This window comes from Deltaproteobacteria bacterium GWC2_55_46, from assembly GCA_001595385.3.
Lineage (GTDB): Bacteria > Desulfobacterota > GWC2-55-46 > GWC2-55-46 > GWC2-55-46 > UBA5799.
This window is the reverse complement of record LVEI03000001.1, coordinates 2,297,587-2,314,554: the sequence shown is the minus strand read 5'-3', so window position 1 is coordinate 2,314,554 and position 16,968 is coordinate 2,297,587. Positions and strand designations below refer to the sequence as shown.

The following is a 16,968-nucleotide window of genomic DNA, read 5'->3' as shown; positions in this document are numbered from 1 at the left end:
TCTATATCTCCAATAAGCCTGGATGTTTGATCCCCGGCTCTATCCTGAAATCACTGAACACGTCATCTTCCGGCGATTGCGCTGTTATTTGGCCATTACCCTCAGCCAGCACCATCCGCCCAAGCTGATCAAGGACAGGCTGTGGATAGACCCCGAGCCAGATTATGATCGCCGCCATAACAACCATCGCGGATAGTTCTCGGCCGTTGAGGTCCTTGATCCCGGCCTTCCTTTCATAAGGCCCATGGAATACACGCTGTACTATCCACAACGAATAAACGGCCGCGAGCACAAGGCCGGTTGCGGCGAATGAGGCAACTACCTCGTAAGCGCGGAATGCGCCGAGGAGCACCAGAAATTCCCCGACGAAGTTGCCGAGCCCTGGGGCGCCCAGGGAAGCGAGAGCGAAGAAGAGCGTTGCGGCGCCCATCATCGGAGCCGCGGCCCACAGCCCCCCCATGAGGCGCATTTCGCGTGTATCCATGCGCTCCTGGAGCCAGCCGGCCACCATGAAGAGCGCGCCCGTTGCAAAGCCGTGGCAGACAGCGAGCATAAGCGCCCCATTGAGGGCGAGGCCGTTGAAAGCGAAAATGCCGATAAGCACAAAGCCCATGTGGCTTACGCTCGTATACGCCACAAGCCTTTTGATATCCCTTTGCGCGAAGGCAAGGAGAGCCCCGTAGATGACAGCGGCCGCGCCGAGCACGAGCGCCAGGGGCGCGAAGAGAGATGACGCGCCGGGGAATAGAGGGAGCATGAACCGGATAAAGCCGTAGGCGCCGGTCTTTAGGAGCAGGCCTGCCAATATAACGCTCCCCGCTGCCGGGGCTTCGGTATGAGCGTCAGGAAGCCACGTATGGAGAGGGAGTATTGGAAGCTTTACCGCGAAGGCTGCTAAAAAGCCCAGCATCAGAAGTACCTCCACCACCGGCGAAAGTTCCGTTCTACTGAGGTCCGTAAAATCGAAGGAGTAATCGCCTGTAGAGCTGCCGTGGATGAAATAGAGGGCGAGGATCGATACGAGCATGAGCAAGCCCCCGGCCTGCGTGAAAATGAAAAATTTAACCGACGCGTAATGCCTCTTCCGGTGTCCCCATACAGAGATCATGAAGTACATGGGGAATAGCATCAGCTCCCAGAAGAAATAAAAAACAAAAAGGTCCATTGAAAGAAATGTGCCCATTATACCGGCAAGCGCCCATAGAAGGTTAAAGTGGAAAAAGCCTGGGCGTTCTTTTACCTCCGTCCATGACGCCACTATGGAAGCCAGTCCCAAGGCTGCGGTAAGGGCCGTAAAGACGAGGCTCAACCCGTCCATCGCGAAGTGAAGCGATATGCCGAGCTGTGGGACCCAATTCACCTTGAATTCAGCTATCCATACGCCCTCTTGAGGGACAGCCCCGGCCCAGAGCAAGACGATGAGACCAAGGTCTATCGCCATGGCCAGGAAGGACAACCGCCTCGGCAGGGAAGCGTTAATACGGTCCGAGTACCAGGCCAAAACCCCGAACGCAATGGGGATGGCTATGAGGAGCGCGAGTATCATGACAGGAATACCGCAAAGAGGGCGAGTACCGCGCCGATGGTGAGCCCGGCAGCGTAGGACCTGAGCCTTCCTGACTGGGTGATGGCAAGGGCCCTGTTTATCACTACGCTCAAATGAGCGATCGCCGCGAACGGGAGATCAAGGATGTCCGCCCTCCCCTTGTCCGCCAACCAGAGAAAAGGCCTGACGAATAAAACGTCATAGAGCCTGTCAAAGCCCCAGCCTCCCAACCAGAGTCTTCTTAAAGCTTGTGCCACTGGAGAGCCCGCAAGGCGTCCTGCAAGCGCGGATCTTTTTAAATAGATAAAATACGCCGCTAAAACCCCTGCCACAGGTACAAGGGCGGTAATAAACAACGGCAGAAGGTCCTCAGCGTCGCGGGTGGGTCCGGAAAAGACCGGCTGCAAAAAGCCTGTAAAGAGACTCACGCCGCCAAGAAAGGCTGGCGTTTCTACGAAGCCAGCCGCGAGCGAAAACAAGGCCAGGATGACAAGTGGTATGGAGATCATCATCCCGGGTTTGCGGGCAAGGGCTGCCTTTCTCTCGCCGAAGAAGACGATGAAGACGACCCTGAAAGCGTATAAAGCCGTAAGGAATGCGCCTGTAGTACCGGCAACCCAGAGGATATAGCCGCCGGAAGACCACGCGCCTGACAATATGAGGTCTTTACTGTAGAAACCGGCTGTCGCGAACGGAATGGCCGACAGGGAGGCCGCCCCCGCTAGAAATGTCCAGAAAGCGAGAGGCATGGCAGACCTTGCCCCGCCCATGCTGAAGATATCACGCTCGTGCTTGAAGGCGACAATGATAGCGCCGGCGCCGAGAAAGAGCAGGGCCTTGAAGAACGCGTGGGTCATGAAATGGAATATGGCCGCCGGCCACGCGCCCACTCCGAGGGCAAGGAACATATAGCCTATCTGGCTTATGGTCGAGTACGCCAGCACACGTTTTATATCGGTCTGGACGAGCGCGCTGAAGGCTGAAATAATGAGGGTCGCCGCGCCTATCGCGGCGACAAGGCCCATGACAGGAGGCGCAAGCTCGAAAAGAACGTGCGTACGGGCGATAAGGTAGACCCCGGCGGTCACCATGGTCGCAGCGTGCAGGAGGGCGCTTACAGGGGTGGGGCCTGCCATCGCGTCAGGGAGCCAGGTCTGAAGGGGAAGCTGGGCTGATTTGCCGAGCGCCCCGGCAAGAAGAAGGGATGCGGCTATGACCGCGAGCCCCCTGCCTGCCCAATGGGCAGAGGCCCTGGACATGACCTCCTGTATATCGAGCGTGCCGAGCGTTGTAGCCAGAAGGATAATGCCTATGATGAACGCCGTGTCACCTGCCCTCGTGATTATGAACGCCTTCCTCGCGGCGTAACCGTTATAGGGAACGCCGTACCAGAAGCCGATAAGGAGATAGCTTGCCACACCCACGCCCTCCCACCCGAAGTAAAGGAGGAGCAGGTTATCGGCGAGCACAAGGGTCAGCATCGAGCCGACGAATATGTTCATGTACAAGAAAAAACGCCTGTACCCTTCGTCCCCGGACATGTACTCCGCTGAGTACAGGTGTATCAGAAAGCCGACTATGGTAACGACCAGGACCATGACAAGGGAGAGCGGGTCGAGCCTGAAGGCGACCTCTGGCCTGAACCAGCCTGAAGAGATCCAGGTCCATAGCGTCTGCGTAAACGCGTTGCCAGGCGGAGGGGAGCTTATGAAACTAACGGCTATGGCGATGGCAAGCAGGGCGGAAAGGCCTATCGAGGTAACCCCGGCGACAGCTGCCCACCCAGGGTTCATGCGGGGATTGGCGAACGTCAGGAAGACCGCGCCGGTAAATGGAAGCGCCGGGATAAGCCAGAGGAGTTCGAGCATTTCTACCCCTTCATCCTGCTCGCGAGGTCAGCGTCGAGCGTTTTAAAGCTCTTGTAGAACCTCAGTATAAGCGCGAGGCCAACGGCGGCCTCAGAGGCGGCCATGGCGAGTATGAACATGAACATGACCTGCCCGTCGGGCTGCCCCCAGCGATAACCGCCGGAGATGAACGCGAGCCCCGCCGAATTGAGCATCACCTCTATCGACATGAGCATGAAAACGAGGTTACGCCTCACCAGCACGCCGACGAGGCCTAAAGAAAACAATATGAAAGCAACTATGAGCGCGTGCTCAACCGGTATGCCGGCCATTCAGCCCCCCTCGCCCTCGACATCTTTTCTGCCAAGATGGAAGGCGCCGACGATAGCGGCCAATAATAGGAAAGAGGCGAGCTCGACCCCGATGAGATAAGGTCCGAAAAGAGAGTACCCGACGGCCTTCGGCCCCGCGGGAGCGTAACCCGTCTCGACCACCTCGCCCCAGGGCATTAGAAGCAGCAGAAGCTCAATAAGGAGCGCGAAAGAGAGTACCGACGGGCCAATCCAGATGCCGGGGCTGAATAACCCTTCTTCCTGCCGCTCCTGAATGGGCCCAGGATTGAGCATCATCATCACGAAGACGAAGAGGACCATTATCGCTCCAACGTAGATTATCACCTCGAGCGCGGCGGCAAACGGAGAGCCGAGCGAATAGAAGACGAGCGAGGCCGCAAGAAGCGAGACGATAAGATAAAGGAGGGCGCGCACGGGATTTACCCCGGTGATTACAAAGGCCGTGGAAAGGATGGCGACGCCTGATGAGATATAAAATAGCGAATGCATTTCAGCTCCGGTTTATCATGGCATGAGGCTCCTTACGTCCACCGGCTGTTCCTCACCTTCCGCCTCGCCCTTTCCCTTGCCTCCTATGGCTATCCCGGCGACCCTGTAGTAGTTATATCCGGGGTACTTGCCGGTCCCGCTTATAAGGAGGTCCTCTTTTTCGTAGACGAGCGACGGGCGCCTGTACTCGCTCATCTCATAGTCCGGCGTAAGCTGTATCGCGTACGTTGGGCACGCCTCCTCGCAGTAGCCGCAGAATATGCACCTCGAGAAGTTGATGCGAAAAAATGCCGGATACCGCCTGCCGGTATCATCCTCTGTTGCCTGAAGGGCTATACAATCCACCGGGCAGGCGACCGCGCACAGATAACATGCCACGCACCTTTCCGCCCCGTCCGGGTCGCGCGAAAGTATTATCCTGCCGCGCCATCTCGGCGGGATATAGGCCTTCTTCTCGGGGTACTCTACCGTCACCCTTGGCCTGAACGCGTGCGCGAGGATATCCCATATGACCATCAAAAGGGCGTACAATAAAGCCTCCGTTCAAAGCGCGAGCAATACGGCCCCGGTCACAGCCACGTTAGCGAGAGAGAGCGGCAGCATCACCTTCCACCCGAAACTCATGAGCTGGTCGAACCTGGGCCTTGGAAGAGAGGCCCTCAGGAGGATAAAAAGAAAGATGAAGAAAAAGGTCTTTATGAAGAACCAGACTACGGGCGGCAGGACCGGGCCCAGCCAACCGCCGAAGAAAAGGGTAGTGATAAGCGAGCAGATGAGCGTGATGCCAAGATATTCGCCAACGAAGAACATGCCGAACTTCATGCCGGAGTACTCGGTATGGTAGCCGGCTACAAGCTCGTTTTCAGCCTCCGGCAGGTCGAACGGAAGCCTGTGCGTGGCGGCAAGACCTGCTATAAAGAAGATGACAAGGCCTGGAAACTGCGGCACGCAGTACCAGAGCCCCCTTTGCGCCTCGACTATCTCCCTTAGGTCGAAGGAGCCTGAGAGCATCACTACCCCCATAAGAGACAGGCCCATGAAGACCTCATAGGAGAACATCTGCGCGGCGCCTCTTACACCCCCGAGGAGCGAATACTTGCTGTTCGACGCCCATCCGGCGAGCACGATGCTGTAGACGCTTAAGGAAGATATGCCAAGCACAAAAAGGAGGCCTATGTTGAGGTCCACCACGGATATGCCCGGCGCGAACGGGATAACAGCGAAGGACAGGAGAGCCGCGGCCATTGCGATAGCCGGTGCGAGTATGAATACGGCCCTGTCAGAGAACGGAGGGGTCCAGTCCTCCTTTGATAATATCTTTATCATGTCCGCCACGACCTGCAGGAGGCCGAATGGGCCCACCCTGTTCGGGCCGTACCTGTCCTGCCATAGGGCGAGGAGCCTCCTTTCCACCCAGATAAGCCCCGCGCTTACTGTCGTAAGGACAAAAATAACCCCCGCTATCAAGGCCAAAGGCGCAAATACCTCTTTCATACGCCTCCATCGGCGTTTATGCCGCCGAGAGCTTTACCTTCGAAAGGACACACCACCCTGGCAAGGGCAATACCGGCAGATCCGGCAGTACAGGCAGGCCAGCCAACCCCTCAGGCAGCCTGCTTATGATCCTTACCGGGAGTCTCAGGACGGCTCCAGATACCTTAACGGATAGCTCCTCGCCAGCCCTTACGCCGATAATGGCGGCCTCCCGAGCCCCAAGCCCCAGGTACGGATCGGGTACCAGCGTTGCGACTGAAGGCGAAAGGACGCTCATCTCCTCTGAGCCGAATATATGGTAGATGGGCACAAGGAGCCATTCGCCCTTCCTCCTTTTGAACGCCGGCGGGATAATGAGTGAGGAAGGCTCTTTCAGACTATGACCAGGCTCGATAAGCCTCAAGCCCGGGTCTCCGCCCCTGAGCGCACGGCCGACTTCCGACTGAAACTTATTCACAGACTGTATCGAGTTCCAGCCAGGGGCCCAGAATCGCGGTATAAAGGGCGATGGGGGCTGCCCATGGAAGCCCTCCATTGAAAATAAAAAGGGGGCATCCGGGTCTTCAGGCGGCTTTGGCTCAAAGACGGTCCTCTCTGCTGTAACGGCTGTCCGTCCGCTTGCCCTGTGCGTCTGGCGCGCTATCTTCATCCCGCTTATACCGACCCATCGGTCAGGCAATCTTTCAAAGGCCGGAAGCTCTTTCGCCAGTTCCCTTGTGATATCATTGATGGTCCCCCAACCGAAGATGCCAAGTTTTTTTTTGATATCGCTTATCCATCTCCAGCTTTCCATGACAGGGGCTTCAGCAGTGAATACCTTGAAGTGCCTCTGCGCCCTGCCCTCGCTATTTACAAGCGTCCCGTCCGATTGGGCGAAAGAGGCCGACGGGAGGAGCAGTCCGGCGGCAGTAGACGCGGGTGTAACGATACTGTCCAGAACGATGATTTGTCTGAAGCTTTTGATCGCCTCCAAATATCCAGGTCCCAAGCGGCGCGACAGGTCATTCTCGAGTATTATCGCTATTTCATGCTTTCCTTTGCCGGCGGCAATAAACGCCTCGTCGAGGGATTTCCTCTCAAGCATCGCCGCGCCAAGGCTATTGCACTCAGGAAAGGAATAATGAAGCCCGGCTTCTTTGCCTGCTTTACAGAGGGCCCAGGCCACCCGCGCGGCGGCGTTTATAATAGGCTCGCTTCCAAGACTCATCCCGGCGACCACTACCGGACGCTCCGCCTTCATAAGGCCATCGGCTATCCTTCCCGCAAGCTCTCGTTCATCCTCTGGCAGGTCGTCAACTCCGGGCAGGGCCTTGTCTATTTCATGCGCGATGGCGAAGCCCAGCCGAGCCATGCCGTCAGGCGAAGCGCAATATCGCTCCTTCGCGATATCGTCAAGCTTCGTGGCGTATGGGGCCAAAAGATAAAAAGAGCCTTTCATCCCCTGTGTGGCGGTCCGTACCGCTCCATCGTCCCAGAAGGGGATGCGGAGCTTCGAGGCCTCTGTTACAGGTCCATTTCGCGCTGCCTGCCTCAACGCGAGCGCAAGCACCGGTGCCGTATTGGTCACATCCTCCCCGATAAGGAGGACCGCGTCAGAGCCTTCTATCTCACGGAGCGATGGAGAGCGCGCCGGGCCGTTAAGAAGGTTTTCGGAGGCAAGGGTGATCGCGCGTAAATCCCTTCCTGATACCCCCATATAGAAGTTATCAGGGCCGACAAGAGAGCGGAGAGCAAAGTTGGCCTCAAGCGAGGCCCGTGGCGAGCCTATACCCGCCGCGCCTTTACCCGACGAGATGAGCCTCGCGGCGGCGATTACAGCCTCTTTAGCGGTCAACCGCTTATCATCGCCATCGCCCCTTTGCCGAGGCTCACGGAGGCGTCTGTGGCCGTTCACGAACTCATATCCATAGCGCCCCCTGTCGCAGAGGAAGTAGCGGTTTACCTCGCCGTTATAGCGGTTACTGATACGGCGGAGCTCATTGTATCTCTCGCCGGGTATTGTGTTGCACCCAACCCCGCAATGGACGCAGACTGAAGGAGCGCTCTGCAGGTCCCACTTGCGCGTAAAATGCCTTTTAAACGTCTTATCGGTAAAGACACCAGTTGGGCAGACCTCTGCCAGGTTGCCGCTGAACTCGTTTTCAAGGACCCCGTCCTCATGCCTGCCGAAATATACGTTATCGTGGGAGGAGAAAACGTTAAGGTCGGTCCCTCCGGCGTAATCGCGGTAGAAGCGCACGCACCTGTAGCACTGTATGCATCGGTTCATCTCATGGTTAAGGAACGGGCCAAGGTACTGGTTCCTGTACGTGCGCTTCCTGAACCTGTAGCTCCGGCTTACGTGCCCTGTCATGAGTGTCATGTCCTGAAGATGGCACTCTCCTCCCTCGTCGCAGACCGGGCAGTCGTGCGGGTGGCTGCACATCATCCACTCTATGACGTTAGCTCTAAAGGCCTTCGCCTCCGGGTCGTCGATCGAGATCCGCGCTCCAGATGCCGCAGGCGTCATGCAGGCCATTACAATACGCCCTTTTGTGTCGCTCTCATCCTTGAACTGCTTGACCGCGCACTGGCGGCACGCGCCTACGGAGTGCATGGCAGGGTGCCAGCAGAAGTACGGAAGGTCGAGGCCCAGCGAAAGGCAGGCGTGCAGGAGGTTCTGCCCGTTGTTCACCTCGTACGCCTTGTTTTCGATATATATCTTTCCCATTCATCTCCCTACCGGTAGGGGCAGCGTTTTTCGCTGATGTGCCGCTCGAAGTCGTCCTTGAAGAGCGCAAGGGCGCTCCTTAGAGGCTCCATGGCCCCGGGGGCGAGAGCGCAGAAGGTCCTGCCAACCCAGAGCGAGCTTCCGTGCTCTCCAAGTATTTCGAGATCCTCCGGCTCGCCCTCGCCTTTTTCAATTGCTTCAAGGGTCTTTTCGACCCATGGCAGGCCCTCCCTGCACGGTGTGCACCAGCCACATGATTCGCGGCTGAAGAAGCTCTCAAGGTTATGGAGCGCCCTCACCGGACAAACGCTATCGTCCATCACGACCATCGTGCCGGTGCCAAGCCTGCTCCCGGCCGCCGCCACCGAATCAAAGTCCATCTTCACGTCCAGGCGCTCTGCCGTTAGGAACTCTGTAGAGGCCCCACCCGGCATAATGGCCCTCAACCTGTAGCCATCACACATGCCGCCGGCGTGCTCTTCAAGTATCTCCCGGATGGTCGTGCCCATGGGAAGCTCCCATAGCCCAGGCCTTTTCACGCGCCCGCTCGCCCCGTAGAGCTTCGTCCCGCCGTCGGTCGAGCGGCTGAGCTTTTTATACCATTCAGCCCCGTTGAGCACGATATGCGGCACGTTACAGAGCGTTTCGACGTTATTAACAACCGTGGGCCTGCCCCACAGGCCGCACGTCTGCGGGAACGGCGGCTTCTGCCTCGGTATCGCGCGCCTGCCCTCAAGGGCGTTCAGAAGGGCGGTCTCCTCTCCGCATATATATCTGCCTGCCCCGGTGTGGAGCCTTATATCGAGGGTGAAGCCGGAACCCAGTATATCGCTCCCCAGGTACTTCCTTTCATATGCCTCAGATATCGCCTTCTGTACGCGCTCCGCGCCAAGCTGATACTCCCATCTTATGAACACATACGCGGCCTCCGCCTCTATCGCGAAGGCGCTTATGATCATCCCCTCTATGAGCTGGTGCGGGTCACCCTCGAGGAGGTACCTGTCTTTAAAGGCGCCGGGCTCCATCTCGTCAGCGTTGGCGACCAGGTATTTTGGCCTGGGCGCTGAAGCCCCCATCGGCACAAAGCTCCACTTGATCCCGGTACTGAAGCCGGCCCCGCCGCGCCCTCTCAGGTTGGAGGCAGATACGGCATCCTGCACCTCCTTCGGGGACATCCTGAGCGCCCTTCTCAACGCCTGATAGCCTCCCGCCTTCTCGTACCCGGCTATGTCGAGCGCCTCTCCGTCAGGGCGCATGCGGCCGGTGAGCGGGCGCTCCGTCATCGCTTCTCCTTTAACCCATCGAGTATCGCGTCTATCCGTTCAGGCGTAAGCCCTGTATAAAGCCTTCCATCTACCATCATCGAAGGAGAACGCTCGCACGCCCCAAGACACGCGACCGGGAGCGTCGTAAAAAACCCGTCGGGGGTGGTCCCGCCAAGGTCGACACCAAGGCGTTTTCTCAGGTGCTCACGGTTGGGTTCATAGCCAGCCATCATGCAGCTTATCGTGTTACACATAAGTATGACGTGCTTTCCGACCGGCTTCCTGAATATCATGTTATAGAACGTGGCTATGCCGTCGAGGTAATCAGGCGACATGCCGAGGTACGCCGCCACGTCCTTTAAGCTGTCGTCGTCGACCCAGCCCCTGTGGCGCTGTATTATCATAAGAGCGTCTATCGAGGCCGCCTGCCTTGAGTCGTATTTACCAGCCTCCTCCTCTATCTCAAGCATCTCTTTTTCTGTAAGCATCACAGGCTCCTGTATCTGTTTTTTTATCAACGGTCAACATCGCCCATCACGAAATCTATGCTCCCGAGTATGGCGATCAAGTCAGCCACAGCGAGCCCCCTGCACATCTCAGGGACTACCTGCAGGTGCGGGAAAGACGGGGTGCGGATGCGTGTGCGATACGATGAAGCGCTCCCGTCGCTTACAAGGTAGTAGGTGTTGTTCCCCTTTGCGCCCTCGACCCCGAAGGCCGCCTCTCCAGCCGGGAGGACCGGGCCCCAACTTACGTTCAGAAAATGGGCGATGAGGGTCTCTATATCTTTCATGGCGCGCTCTTTTACCGGCGGCGTAGTGAGCGGGTGATCGGACTTATATGGCCCGCCTGGCATCCGCTCAAGGCATTGCTCTATGATCCTCAGGCTCTGCCTCATCTCAAGGGTGCGGACCACGGCTCTCGCGTAGCAGTCCCCCTCCATAGCCGAAGGTATCTCAAAGTCAAACCCTTCGTAACCTGAATATGGCCTTTTTTTCCTGAAGTCCCACTCAATGCCGCATGCCCTCAGGTTCGGCCCTGTAACACCCCATTCGATCGCCTCGTCGAGCGTAAGGACGCCCACCCCGATGGTGCGCGCCTTTATTATCGGGTTCTCTATTATGAGCCTGTCATATTCGACGAGCCTCGCAGGAAAATAATCTATAAAGCCCTTCACAAGGCCCTCCCAGCCCTGCGGCAGGTCGGAGGCCACGCCCCCGATCCGCGACCATGCCGGGTGCATGCGGAAGCCGCATATCGCCTCTGTTATCGCGTATATGCGCTCTCTGTCGTTGAAGGCGAAAAAAACCGGGGATATCTGCCCCAGGTCCTGTGCGAAGGTGCCGAGCCAGACAAGGTGGCTCGCGATGCGGTAGAGCTCGGCAAGCATCACCCTTATGAAGACCGCCCTCTGCGGCGCCTCTATCCCGGCAAGCCTTTCGACCGCGAGCACATACGGCAGGTTGTTCATCGCTCCTGAGAGATAGTCTATGCGGTCGGTATACGGGATATAGGTATGCCAGCTCTGCCGCTCTCCCATCTTCTCGGCCCCCCTGTGGTGGTAGCCGATATCGAGGACGGAGTCCACTATCTCCTCGCCGTCGAGCTCAAGCATGACGCGCATTATCCCGTGCGTGCCGGTATGGTGCGGGCCCATATTGAGGAACATGAAATCGGTGCCGTCACGGCTATTTGAGAAGCCCCACTCTCCGGGGCGGAACTGAAGCGCCTTCTCCTCCGCGATCTCTCTTTCCTCCGGAAACTCGAACTTGCCGAATTCCGTCCGCCTCGCCGGATATTCCTTCCGCAGCGGATGGCCCTTCCAGGTGGGCGGGGTAAGTATCCTTTTAAGGTTCGGGTGGCCGTCGATAAAGACCCCGAACATGTCAAACACCTCCCTTTCGTACCAGTTAGCCGACTTCCATAGGCCCGTCATGGTCGGAGCAGATGGGTAATCGCCAACGAGAGGCACCTTGACCCTTATATCCTCGTTGCGCTCGAAGGAGAGCAGGTGATAGACGAGCGTGAAATCGCTCTCAGGCTGGCCGGTTCTATTCTGGCGATGGCGCTCGTCGATGGCCGTAAGGTCATAGAGCATCCGGTATGGCCCTGGCGCCTCTTTCTTTAAATAGGATAGCAGGTCCGGGGCCTTTTCCTTGCCGGCCCAGACCGTCGGTATGCCGTCATCTGTATGCTGCGTGACGAACGAGGCCTCGCCGAACCTGCCTTGAAGCTCCCGTGTAATTTGATCGCCGCCCATATCTAAAACCCTTATCTGGAAGGCAGGGACGCGAAGATATCAGCTCTTGTCAGGTGAACGCAGCTCCCTTGCCTCCTGCCTCGACGGGCGTTTAAGATCGCGCATCACTGGAAGCTCCGGCCGCTCCACACCCTGCTTCCCGGCTGCCCAGCTAAGAGGCCGCCTTTCCTTTCCAACAAGCTCACGGAGCATCAAAAGGCCTTCCATAACGGCCTCCGGCCGTGGCGGGCAGCCCGGTATATAGACATCGACGGGAAGGAAGGAGTCTACCCCCTGGACAACGCTGTAGATATCGTACATCCCTCCCGAGTTGGCGCAAGAGCCCATGGAGATGACCCACCTCGGCTCCATCATCTGCTCATAGAGCCTTTTCACCATAGGGGCGGCCTTGATGAACACGGTGCCCGCGACTATCATAACGTCCGCCTCCCTGGGGCTGGCGCGTATGACCTCTGAGCCGAAGCGGGCGATATCGTACTTGCTCGTGAAGCTCGCGGCCATCTCCACATAGCAGCACGAGAGGCCGAAGTTAAGAGGCCAGAGCGAGTTCTTCCGCCCCCACGCGAGCAGCCCCTGAAGGCTTGCCAGGACAACACTCTTCCTTACAGCCGCCTCAACAGGGTCGTCTTTGGTGACAGCCGCTTTTTCGACAGACCCGCTCATCTCGCTTTTCCCGCCCTTTTTGCGGCGACGGCTCTGCCCTTTGCCGCCCAATCGAGCGCACCCATGCGCCATAAGTAGACGAGCGCCGCTAAAAGTATGGAAATGAACAGAAGCGCCTCTATATAGCCCGTCCAGCCAAGCTCCCGTGCGGAGACGGCCCAGGCGAAGATGAATACCGCCTCAATATCGAAGACGACGAAGAGGATGGCTACAAGGTAGAACTTGATATCAAACCGGATACGCGCCGTGCCGGTCGGGGCGATGCCTGATTCATAAGGCTCTAAGGTCGACCTTTCCCTGTGCCGCTGCCCAAAGAAGTAGGAGAGAATGAGCATGGAGGCCACGAGCAGTACCACTGCCAAAAAATATGCCGCAAGCGGCCAGAGGTTCGTCGAGTATCCTGCAGGCATGAAGGCTCCCTTGGCCGGCTGGAAGGCGAGGTTTTTTATCGCGGGGTTCGAGGCACCGTCATCTTGAATACAGAATGCCCCGCATGAATTAAACCTACCACACGAAGGTGGATTGTCAAGGCATGGACAGTGGGCCGTAAACGTGTGTACGCCAAACCCGGGGAGCGCAAAAAAATAGACTTAAAGAACGCTTTCTGCTATCATTTTAAGATACAGATCACCCTAACTATGCCAAAAGCCCGCCTGGTTCGAGGGCGGCGCCATTTGCACACAACAGAATGCTAAAGGCCTATTGCGCCATCTTTTTCTTAATAGCCTCGTTATCGGCCTCATATGACGCCAATGCCGCCACCCTCTATGTACCGGAGCGGCACAGGACGATACAGGACGCCGTCAACGCCGCGACCCCCTTTGACGTCATCGTCATCAACAGCGGCATTTACATCGAGAACGTCACGATAGAAAAGCCGTTGATACTGCGCTCCAACCAGGGGGCCGCCTCCACCATGGTGCAGGCGGCCATACAGAACAAGCCTGCCTTGAAGGTCTCCGGTACCTCTGACGTCTCCATAACAGGGCTTTCGGCTACCGGCTCGACCGTTGCCGGGGTCTTCGTCTTCAATTCCAAGAACGTAGTCCTCTCAAAGAACAGTCTCACCAACAACGGGATAGGCATATTCCTTCAAGGGGTGAGCTACTCCAGCGTTACAGGGAATGATTCCAGCTCTAATTCCCAGTACGGCCTTTACATGGAGAAATCGCAACACAACAGGGTCGAGTTCAACAGCGCCACCCTCAATAAGGACAAGGGCTTTTTCATAAGCTACTCGGACAACAACGAGATTGTGAACAACAGCGTCAACCTCAACTCCTGGGACGGCATAATGGTCTTCGCCTCGAACGGGAACACCCTCACCGGGAACAGGACCCTCAGGAACACTTACGGCATAGTCATAAGCGAGTCGAACGGCAACGAGGTGGCGGAGAACACGACAATCCCAAACCTCTTTATCATCCTTCCGATTGCGCTCATCTACCTGGGGATAGTCTCGTATCTGCTGCAGAAGAACCTACTTAAGATCTTTTACAAGGAATAGGAAATGTCCGGCATACTTGAGCTCCTGAACGCATTCACTAACCTGTCGACGCTGCTTGCGAGCATCGGCATGATACTCGCCACGACGAGCTTCATAAGCGGGCTCCAGATGGTAAAGGGCAAAGGCCCTGTGGAGAAGAAGATACACCGCGGCAACGGCATCATCACCTTCGGCATCTTCGCAGTACTGGCAGTGATGTCGTTCGTAAGCTACGGATTTAGCCTCTTGTCGCTTGGGGGCTGGGCTGCCGGCTTTTTCATAATACTCTCCAAGGTGCTGATAGTCCGTTCGAAGAGCCGCAGGGCAAACAAATATGTAAGCTGGCTCGGCGCCAGCCTTATCTGCATGTGGCTCTATATCGTATACATACATATCCCGTTATAGCGCGAGGCACGCAGCCGGAATAAAAAAAGCCGCGGGAAGATCCCGCGGCTTTTTTTATTCTAACATTTTTTGTTTTGCTGGCTTAGTGGCCGCAGCAGGTATCGCAGCCGGCCTCCCTTATTACGGAGACCTGGTCGTCATACTCTGCCTGGACCGCGGCCCGCTTGACGTTCACCTTGCGGACCCCGGCCTCCGCCCTCACAAAGCTGGCATCGACCACCCTCATTCCATCGGCTATCTTGAGCCTTAGCTCGTCATTGAGGCATTTGTCGATTATCTCGAAGAACTCCTGGTCCTCTTTCCTTATATGCCCCCTCAAGCTCACGATGACGGAATCTATGATGCCGTCGTTGATCTCATTTATTTCCATCGCGACCCTGAAGTTATGGAGCAAAGAGATTATCTCCCTGTGCTCCTCCCTGATGATGTCAACAAGGGTCTCGCCGAAGGGCAGCAGCCCTTTGCTGAGGCCGAAGAGGACCTCCTCTTCCTTTATGCCTGAATGGAGCACCAGGTCGTTTTCAAGCTCCTTGGTGGAGACCCATAGAGCGTCCATGTCCCTTTTGCGGAGGTGGTCTTCCACCTCCTCGAGCTTCCTGTTTATCACCTTATGCTCTTCAACGAGGACAAGAAGCGGGTTGTCGGCCGGGTCGAGGGCCGAAGACGCCTGCTCGATGGGCCCCTCGCCGAGGGGCTGCATCATTATTACCTTAAAAGGCTGTGAGAAGCCGAGCCTGCAAACGCCCCTGGGGCTCCTGAAGAGCCCTTCTTCCAGATAAGCGGCCTTAAGGTCGTTGAAGAGCCCCTCTTCAAGGCAGAGTATTCCTTCCCTGCAGTTTACGTAGCAGGACTTGTGCTGGCACTCGTACTTGATCTCGAGCATCTGTGGAGCCATAAGAACCTCCGTAGTAGGGGGCGTACCCGCGTGATTAGGCGTTGCCCTCGGTGCCCTTGGCTGGCATAACCGGCATGCCGAACTCGTCGTTGAACTTGGTGATTATGTACAGGAGCGTCCTGTGGTTCAGCAGGAGCGCGTCGTAGAGCTTGGTCTTGGTGAGGCCGTCATAGTAGAACTCGTACGAGAACTGGACCTGCTTGGCGACCCCTGTGTCGTCGATGTTGAGGTCATAGCTGTTCTTGAGGAACAGGAGGTCCTTCCTTATCTCGCTGTAGAAGGCATCCCTGTCGTTGGGGTTCATCCCCTTGAGCTTTTCCATATGCTCGTTGGCGATGCTGACGCCGTTCAGCACGACTATCAGGCCGGGGAACTCTTTAGGCTGAAGCACCCTCTGCCTCTTCATGGAACCGAGGGGATAATCTATCTCGAAATGGAAAACGGCGTTCTCGTCCTTGATTTCCTTAACGTCGTGATGGTTGTCCTCAAGCCACTGCTTGATCGCTGCCTTAGCCTGCTCCGGGGTGGTAATCTCCATTACAGAATCTCCTCTTTATATAATTTCCCTGATCCATTTTGGGTGTCCAATAATTCTACTACATTTGCCCGTTCTTTGTCCAGACCAAAACAGGCCGCTATAGGCTTAAATACAGGGGTTTTTGACAAAAAAAGGGGACGGAGAGGGACCCCTCCCCGCCCCCTTGCAAGGGCTATCGACCCTGTGGGCATCTAAGTCCCCTGGGCCGCGGCCCCCTCGGTCTTCATGGTCTGGCATACCTGCGAGCACCTTGTGCAATAAAAGGAATGGTTCAGCTCATATTCCTTATAGATCTGGCAAGTCTTGCAGATGCACTCCTTCTCGTAGTGTATCTTGTCGCTGGTGCCGATAGTCGGAAAACAGTAGCCGGTCGGGGCGTCCCCGGCCACGTATGTGGGACAGCCCTGACACTTGCAGTGCTTGATGACATAAGCCTGCTTGCGCTCGTACTCGTCCTGGTTTATTACCGTTACCCCGAAACGGTCCAGCCTGTCATACTTGCTCATGGCTTCCTCCGATTTTTAAGGGAAAAAAGCTCGTTTACTCTGGAAGTATATCTTAGAGATCGGATGGCGTCAAGGAGGGGGGTCAGGCAACTGCTTGAAATACATACAAAATCAGGGGAGCCTTTTGGCTTCCCCTGTAAGTTCTCGATGCTTCATAAAACAGGCGCGAATCTGCTTTTCGAAGCTACTTGCATAGATACTGAACAATCTGTTACCAGACCAGAGTATAGACGTTGTAGCCGATGATCGCCAGGCCGCAAACAAGGTTTAAGCCCCTGCTTGACTGTGAGGGGTTCCTCATAATCAGGGCATCTATCCTGAATGCCTCAAGCGCCTTGTGGTTTATGAAAGTCGCCAGTATCAGAATGACTCCGTAAGTGATGCCTGCGAGAGTCAATACCGTATCAAAAGAACCCATTTTTCTGACCTATCCCTTCCTAATTACCCGAAAACAATACTATAGTTTACCACATCCAAGGACGCTGAAGTCATAAATCATTGCGGCACGGCA

At 56.5% G+C, this 16,968-nt stretch carries 18 protein-coding genes; 2 read left to right on the top strand and 16 right to left on the bottom strand.

Translation table 11 applies throughout. The annotated features are described in order from the left end of the window. Position 1: 1 nt before the first annotated feature. The 12 genes from A2V21_311060 to A2V21_311005 are packed head-to-tail and all read right to left on the bottom strand — an operon-like array spanning position 2 to position 13,037. Positions 2–1,546, bottom strand: coding sequence for an NADH dehydrogenase (locus A2V21_311060; GenBank protein ID OIJ74754.1), 1,545 nt, complete (start codon positions 1,544–1,546; stop codon positions 2–4). Continuing rightward, positions 1,543–3,414 carry an NADH-quinone oxidoreductase subunit L gene (locus A2V21_311055; protein ID OIJ74753.1) on the bottom strand — a complete coding sequence of 624 codons (1,872 nt, stop codon included), beginning with the start codon at positions 3,412–3,414 and terminating at the stop codon, positions 1,543–1,545. Before A2V21_311055 ends, A2V21_311060 begins: the two co-directional genes overlap by 4 nt. Before the next feature lie 2 nt (positions 3,415–3,416). Continuing rightward, positions 3,417–3,725, bottom strand: a complete 309-nt coding sequence (locus A2V21_311050) for an NADH-quinone oxidoreductase subunit K (protein ID OIJ74752.1) — start codon at positions 3,723–3,725, stop codon at positions 3,417–3,419. Then, positions 3,726–4,235 carry an NADH dehydrogenase gene (locus A2V21_311045; protein OIJ74751.1) on the bottom strand — a complete coding sequence of 170 codons (510 nt, stop codon included), beginning with the start codon at positions 4,233–4,235 and terminating at the stop codon, positions 3,726–3,728. It abuts the gene before it with no gap. A gap of 15 nt (positions 4,236–4,250) precedes the next feature. Beyond that, a complete protein-coding gene (locus tag A2V21_311040; protein ID OIJ75159.1) occupies positions 4,251–4,751 on the bottom strand; it encodes an NADH-quinone oxidoreductase subunit I in 501 nt (166 codons plus the stop codon). Positions 4,752–4,778: 27 nt separating this feature from the next. Further along, a complete protein-coding gene (locus A2V21_311035; protein ID OIJ74750.1) occupies positions 4,779–5,729 on the bottom strand; it encodes an NADH-quinone oxidoreductase subunit H in 951 nt (316 codons plus the stop codon). A 16-nt stretch (positions 5,730–5,745) separates the two neighbouring features. Beyond that, positions 5,746–8,439 (bottom strand): NADH-quinone oxidoreductase subunit G, encoded by a 2,694-nt coding sequence (locus A2V21_311030; protein ID OIJ74749.1) that lies wholly within the window; start codon positions 8,437–8,439, stop codon positions 5,746–5,748. A gap of 8 nt (positions 8,440–8,447) precedes the next feature. Then, complete coding sequence (locus tag A2V21_311025; protein ID OIJ74748.1) at positions 8,448–9,722, bottom strand: NADH oxidoreductase (quinone) subunit F; 1,275 nt, start codon at positions 9,720–9,722, stop codon at positions 8,448–8,450. After that, a complete protein-coding gene (locus tag A2V21_311020) occupies positions 9,719–10,192 on the bottom strand; it encodes an NADH dehydrogenase (protein OIJ75158.1) in 474 nt (157 codons plus the stop codon). The genes A2V21_311025 and A2V21_311020 overlap by 4 nt, the downstream gene beginning before the upstream one ends. A gap of 26 nt (positions 10,193–10,218) precedes the next feature. Next, entirely contained in the window at positions 10,219–11,964 is a 1,746-nt protein-coding gene (locus A2V21_311015) for an NADH-quinone oxidoreductase subunit C/D (GenBank protein ID OIJ74747.1), read from the bottom strand. 39 nt (positions 11,965–12,003) lie between these two features. Beyond that, on the bottom strand, positions 12,004–12,627 hold the full coding sequence (locus A2V21_311010; protein OIJ74746.1) for an NADH-quinone oxidoreductase subunit B: 624 nt from the start codon (positions 12,625–12,627) through the stop codon (positions 12,004–12,006). Further along, entirely contained in the window at positions 12,624–13,037 is a 414-nt protein-coding gene (locus A2V21_311005) for an NADH:ubiquinone oxidoreductase subunit A (GenBank protein OIJ74745.1), read from the bottom strand. The genes A2V21_311010 and A2V21_311005 overlap by 4 nt, the downstream gene beginning before the upstream one ends. Positions 13,038–13,315: 278 nt before the next feature. Between A2V21_311005 and A2V21_311000 the strand changes: the two genes are divergently transcribed. After that, the gene (locus tag A2V21_311000) at positions 13,316–14,134 is read left to right on the top strand and encodes a hypothetical protein (protein OIJ74744.1); all 819 of its coding nucleotides are present in this window, start codon (positions 13,316–13,318) and stop codon (positions 14,132–14,134) included. Positions 14,135–14,137: 3 nt separating this feature from the next. After that, positions 14,138–14,518: a hypothetical protein gene (locus tag A2V21_310995; GenBank protein ID OIJ74743.1), complete on the top strand. Its 381-nt coding sequence runs from the start codon at positions 14,138–14,140 to the stop codon at positions 14,516–14,518. Positions 14,519–14,600: 82 nt separating this feature from the next. Here A2V21_310995 and A2V21_310990 read toward each other — a convergent pair whose 3' ends face one another. The 4 genes from A2V21_310990 to A2V21_310975 form a co-directional block, all read right to left on the bottom strand. After that, positions 14,601–15,401 carry a hypothetical protein gene (locus A2V21_310990; GenBank protein ID OIJ74742.1) on the bottom strand — a complete coding sequence of 267 codons (801 nt, stop codon included), beginning with the start codon at positions 15,399–15,401 and terminating at the stop codon, positions 14,601–14,603. A gap of 46 nt (positions 15,402–15,447) precedes the next feature. Beyond that, positions 15,448–15,951, bottom strand: coding sequence for a hypothetical protein (locus A2V21_310985; GenBank protein OIJ74741.1), 504 nt, complete (start codon positions 15,949–15,951; stop codon positions 15,448–15,450). Positions 15,952–16,142: 191 nt separating this feature from the next. Further along, a complete protein-coding gene (locus A2V21_310980) occupies positions 16,143–16,457 on the bottom strand; it encodes a hypothetical protein (GenBank protein ID OIJ74740.1) in 315 nt (104 codons plus the stop codon). 211 nt (positions 16,458–16,668) lie between these two features. Further along, on the bottom strand, positions 16,669–16,875 hold the full coding sequence (locus A2V21_310975) for a hypothetical protein (protein ID OIJ74739.1): 207 nt from the start codon (positions 16,873–16,875) through the stop codon (positions 16,669–16,671). Positions 16,876–16,968 lie beyond the last annotated feature (93 nt).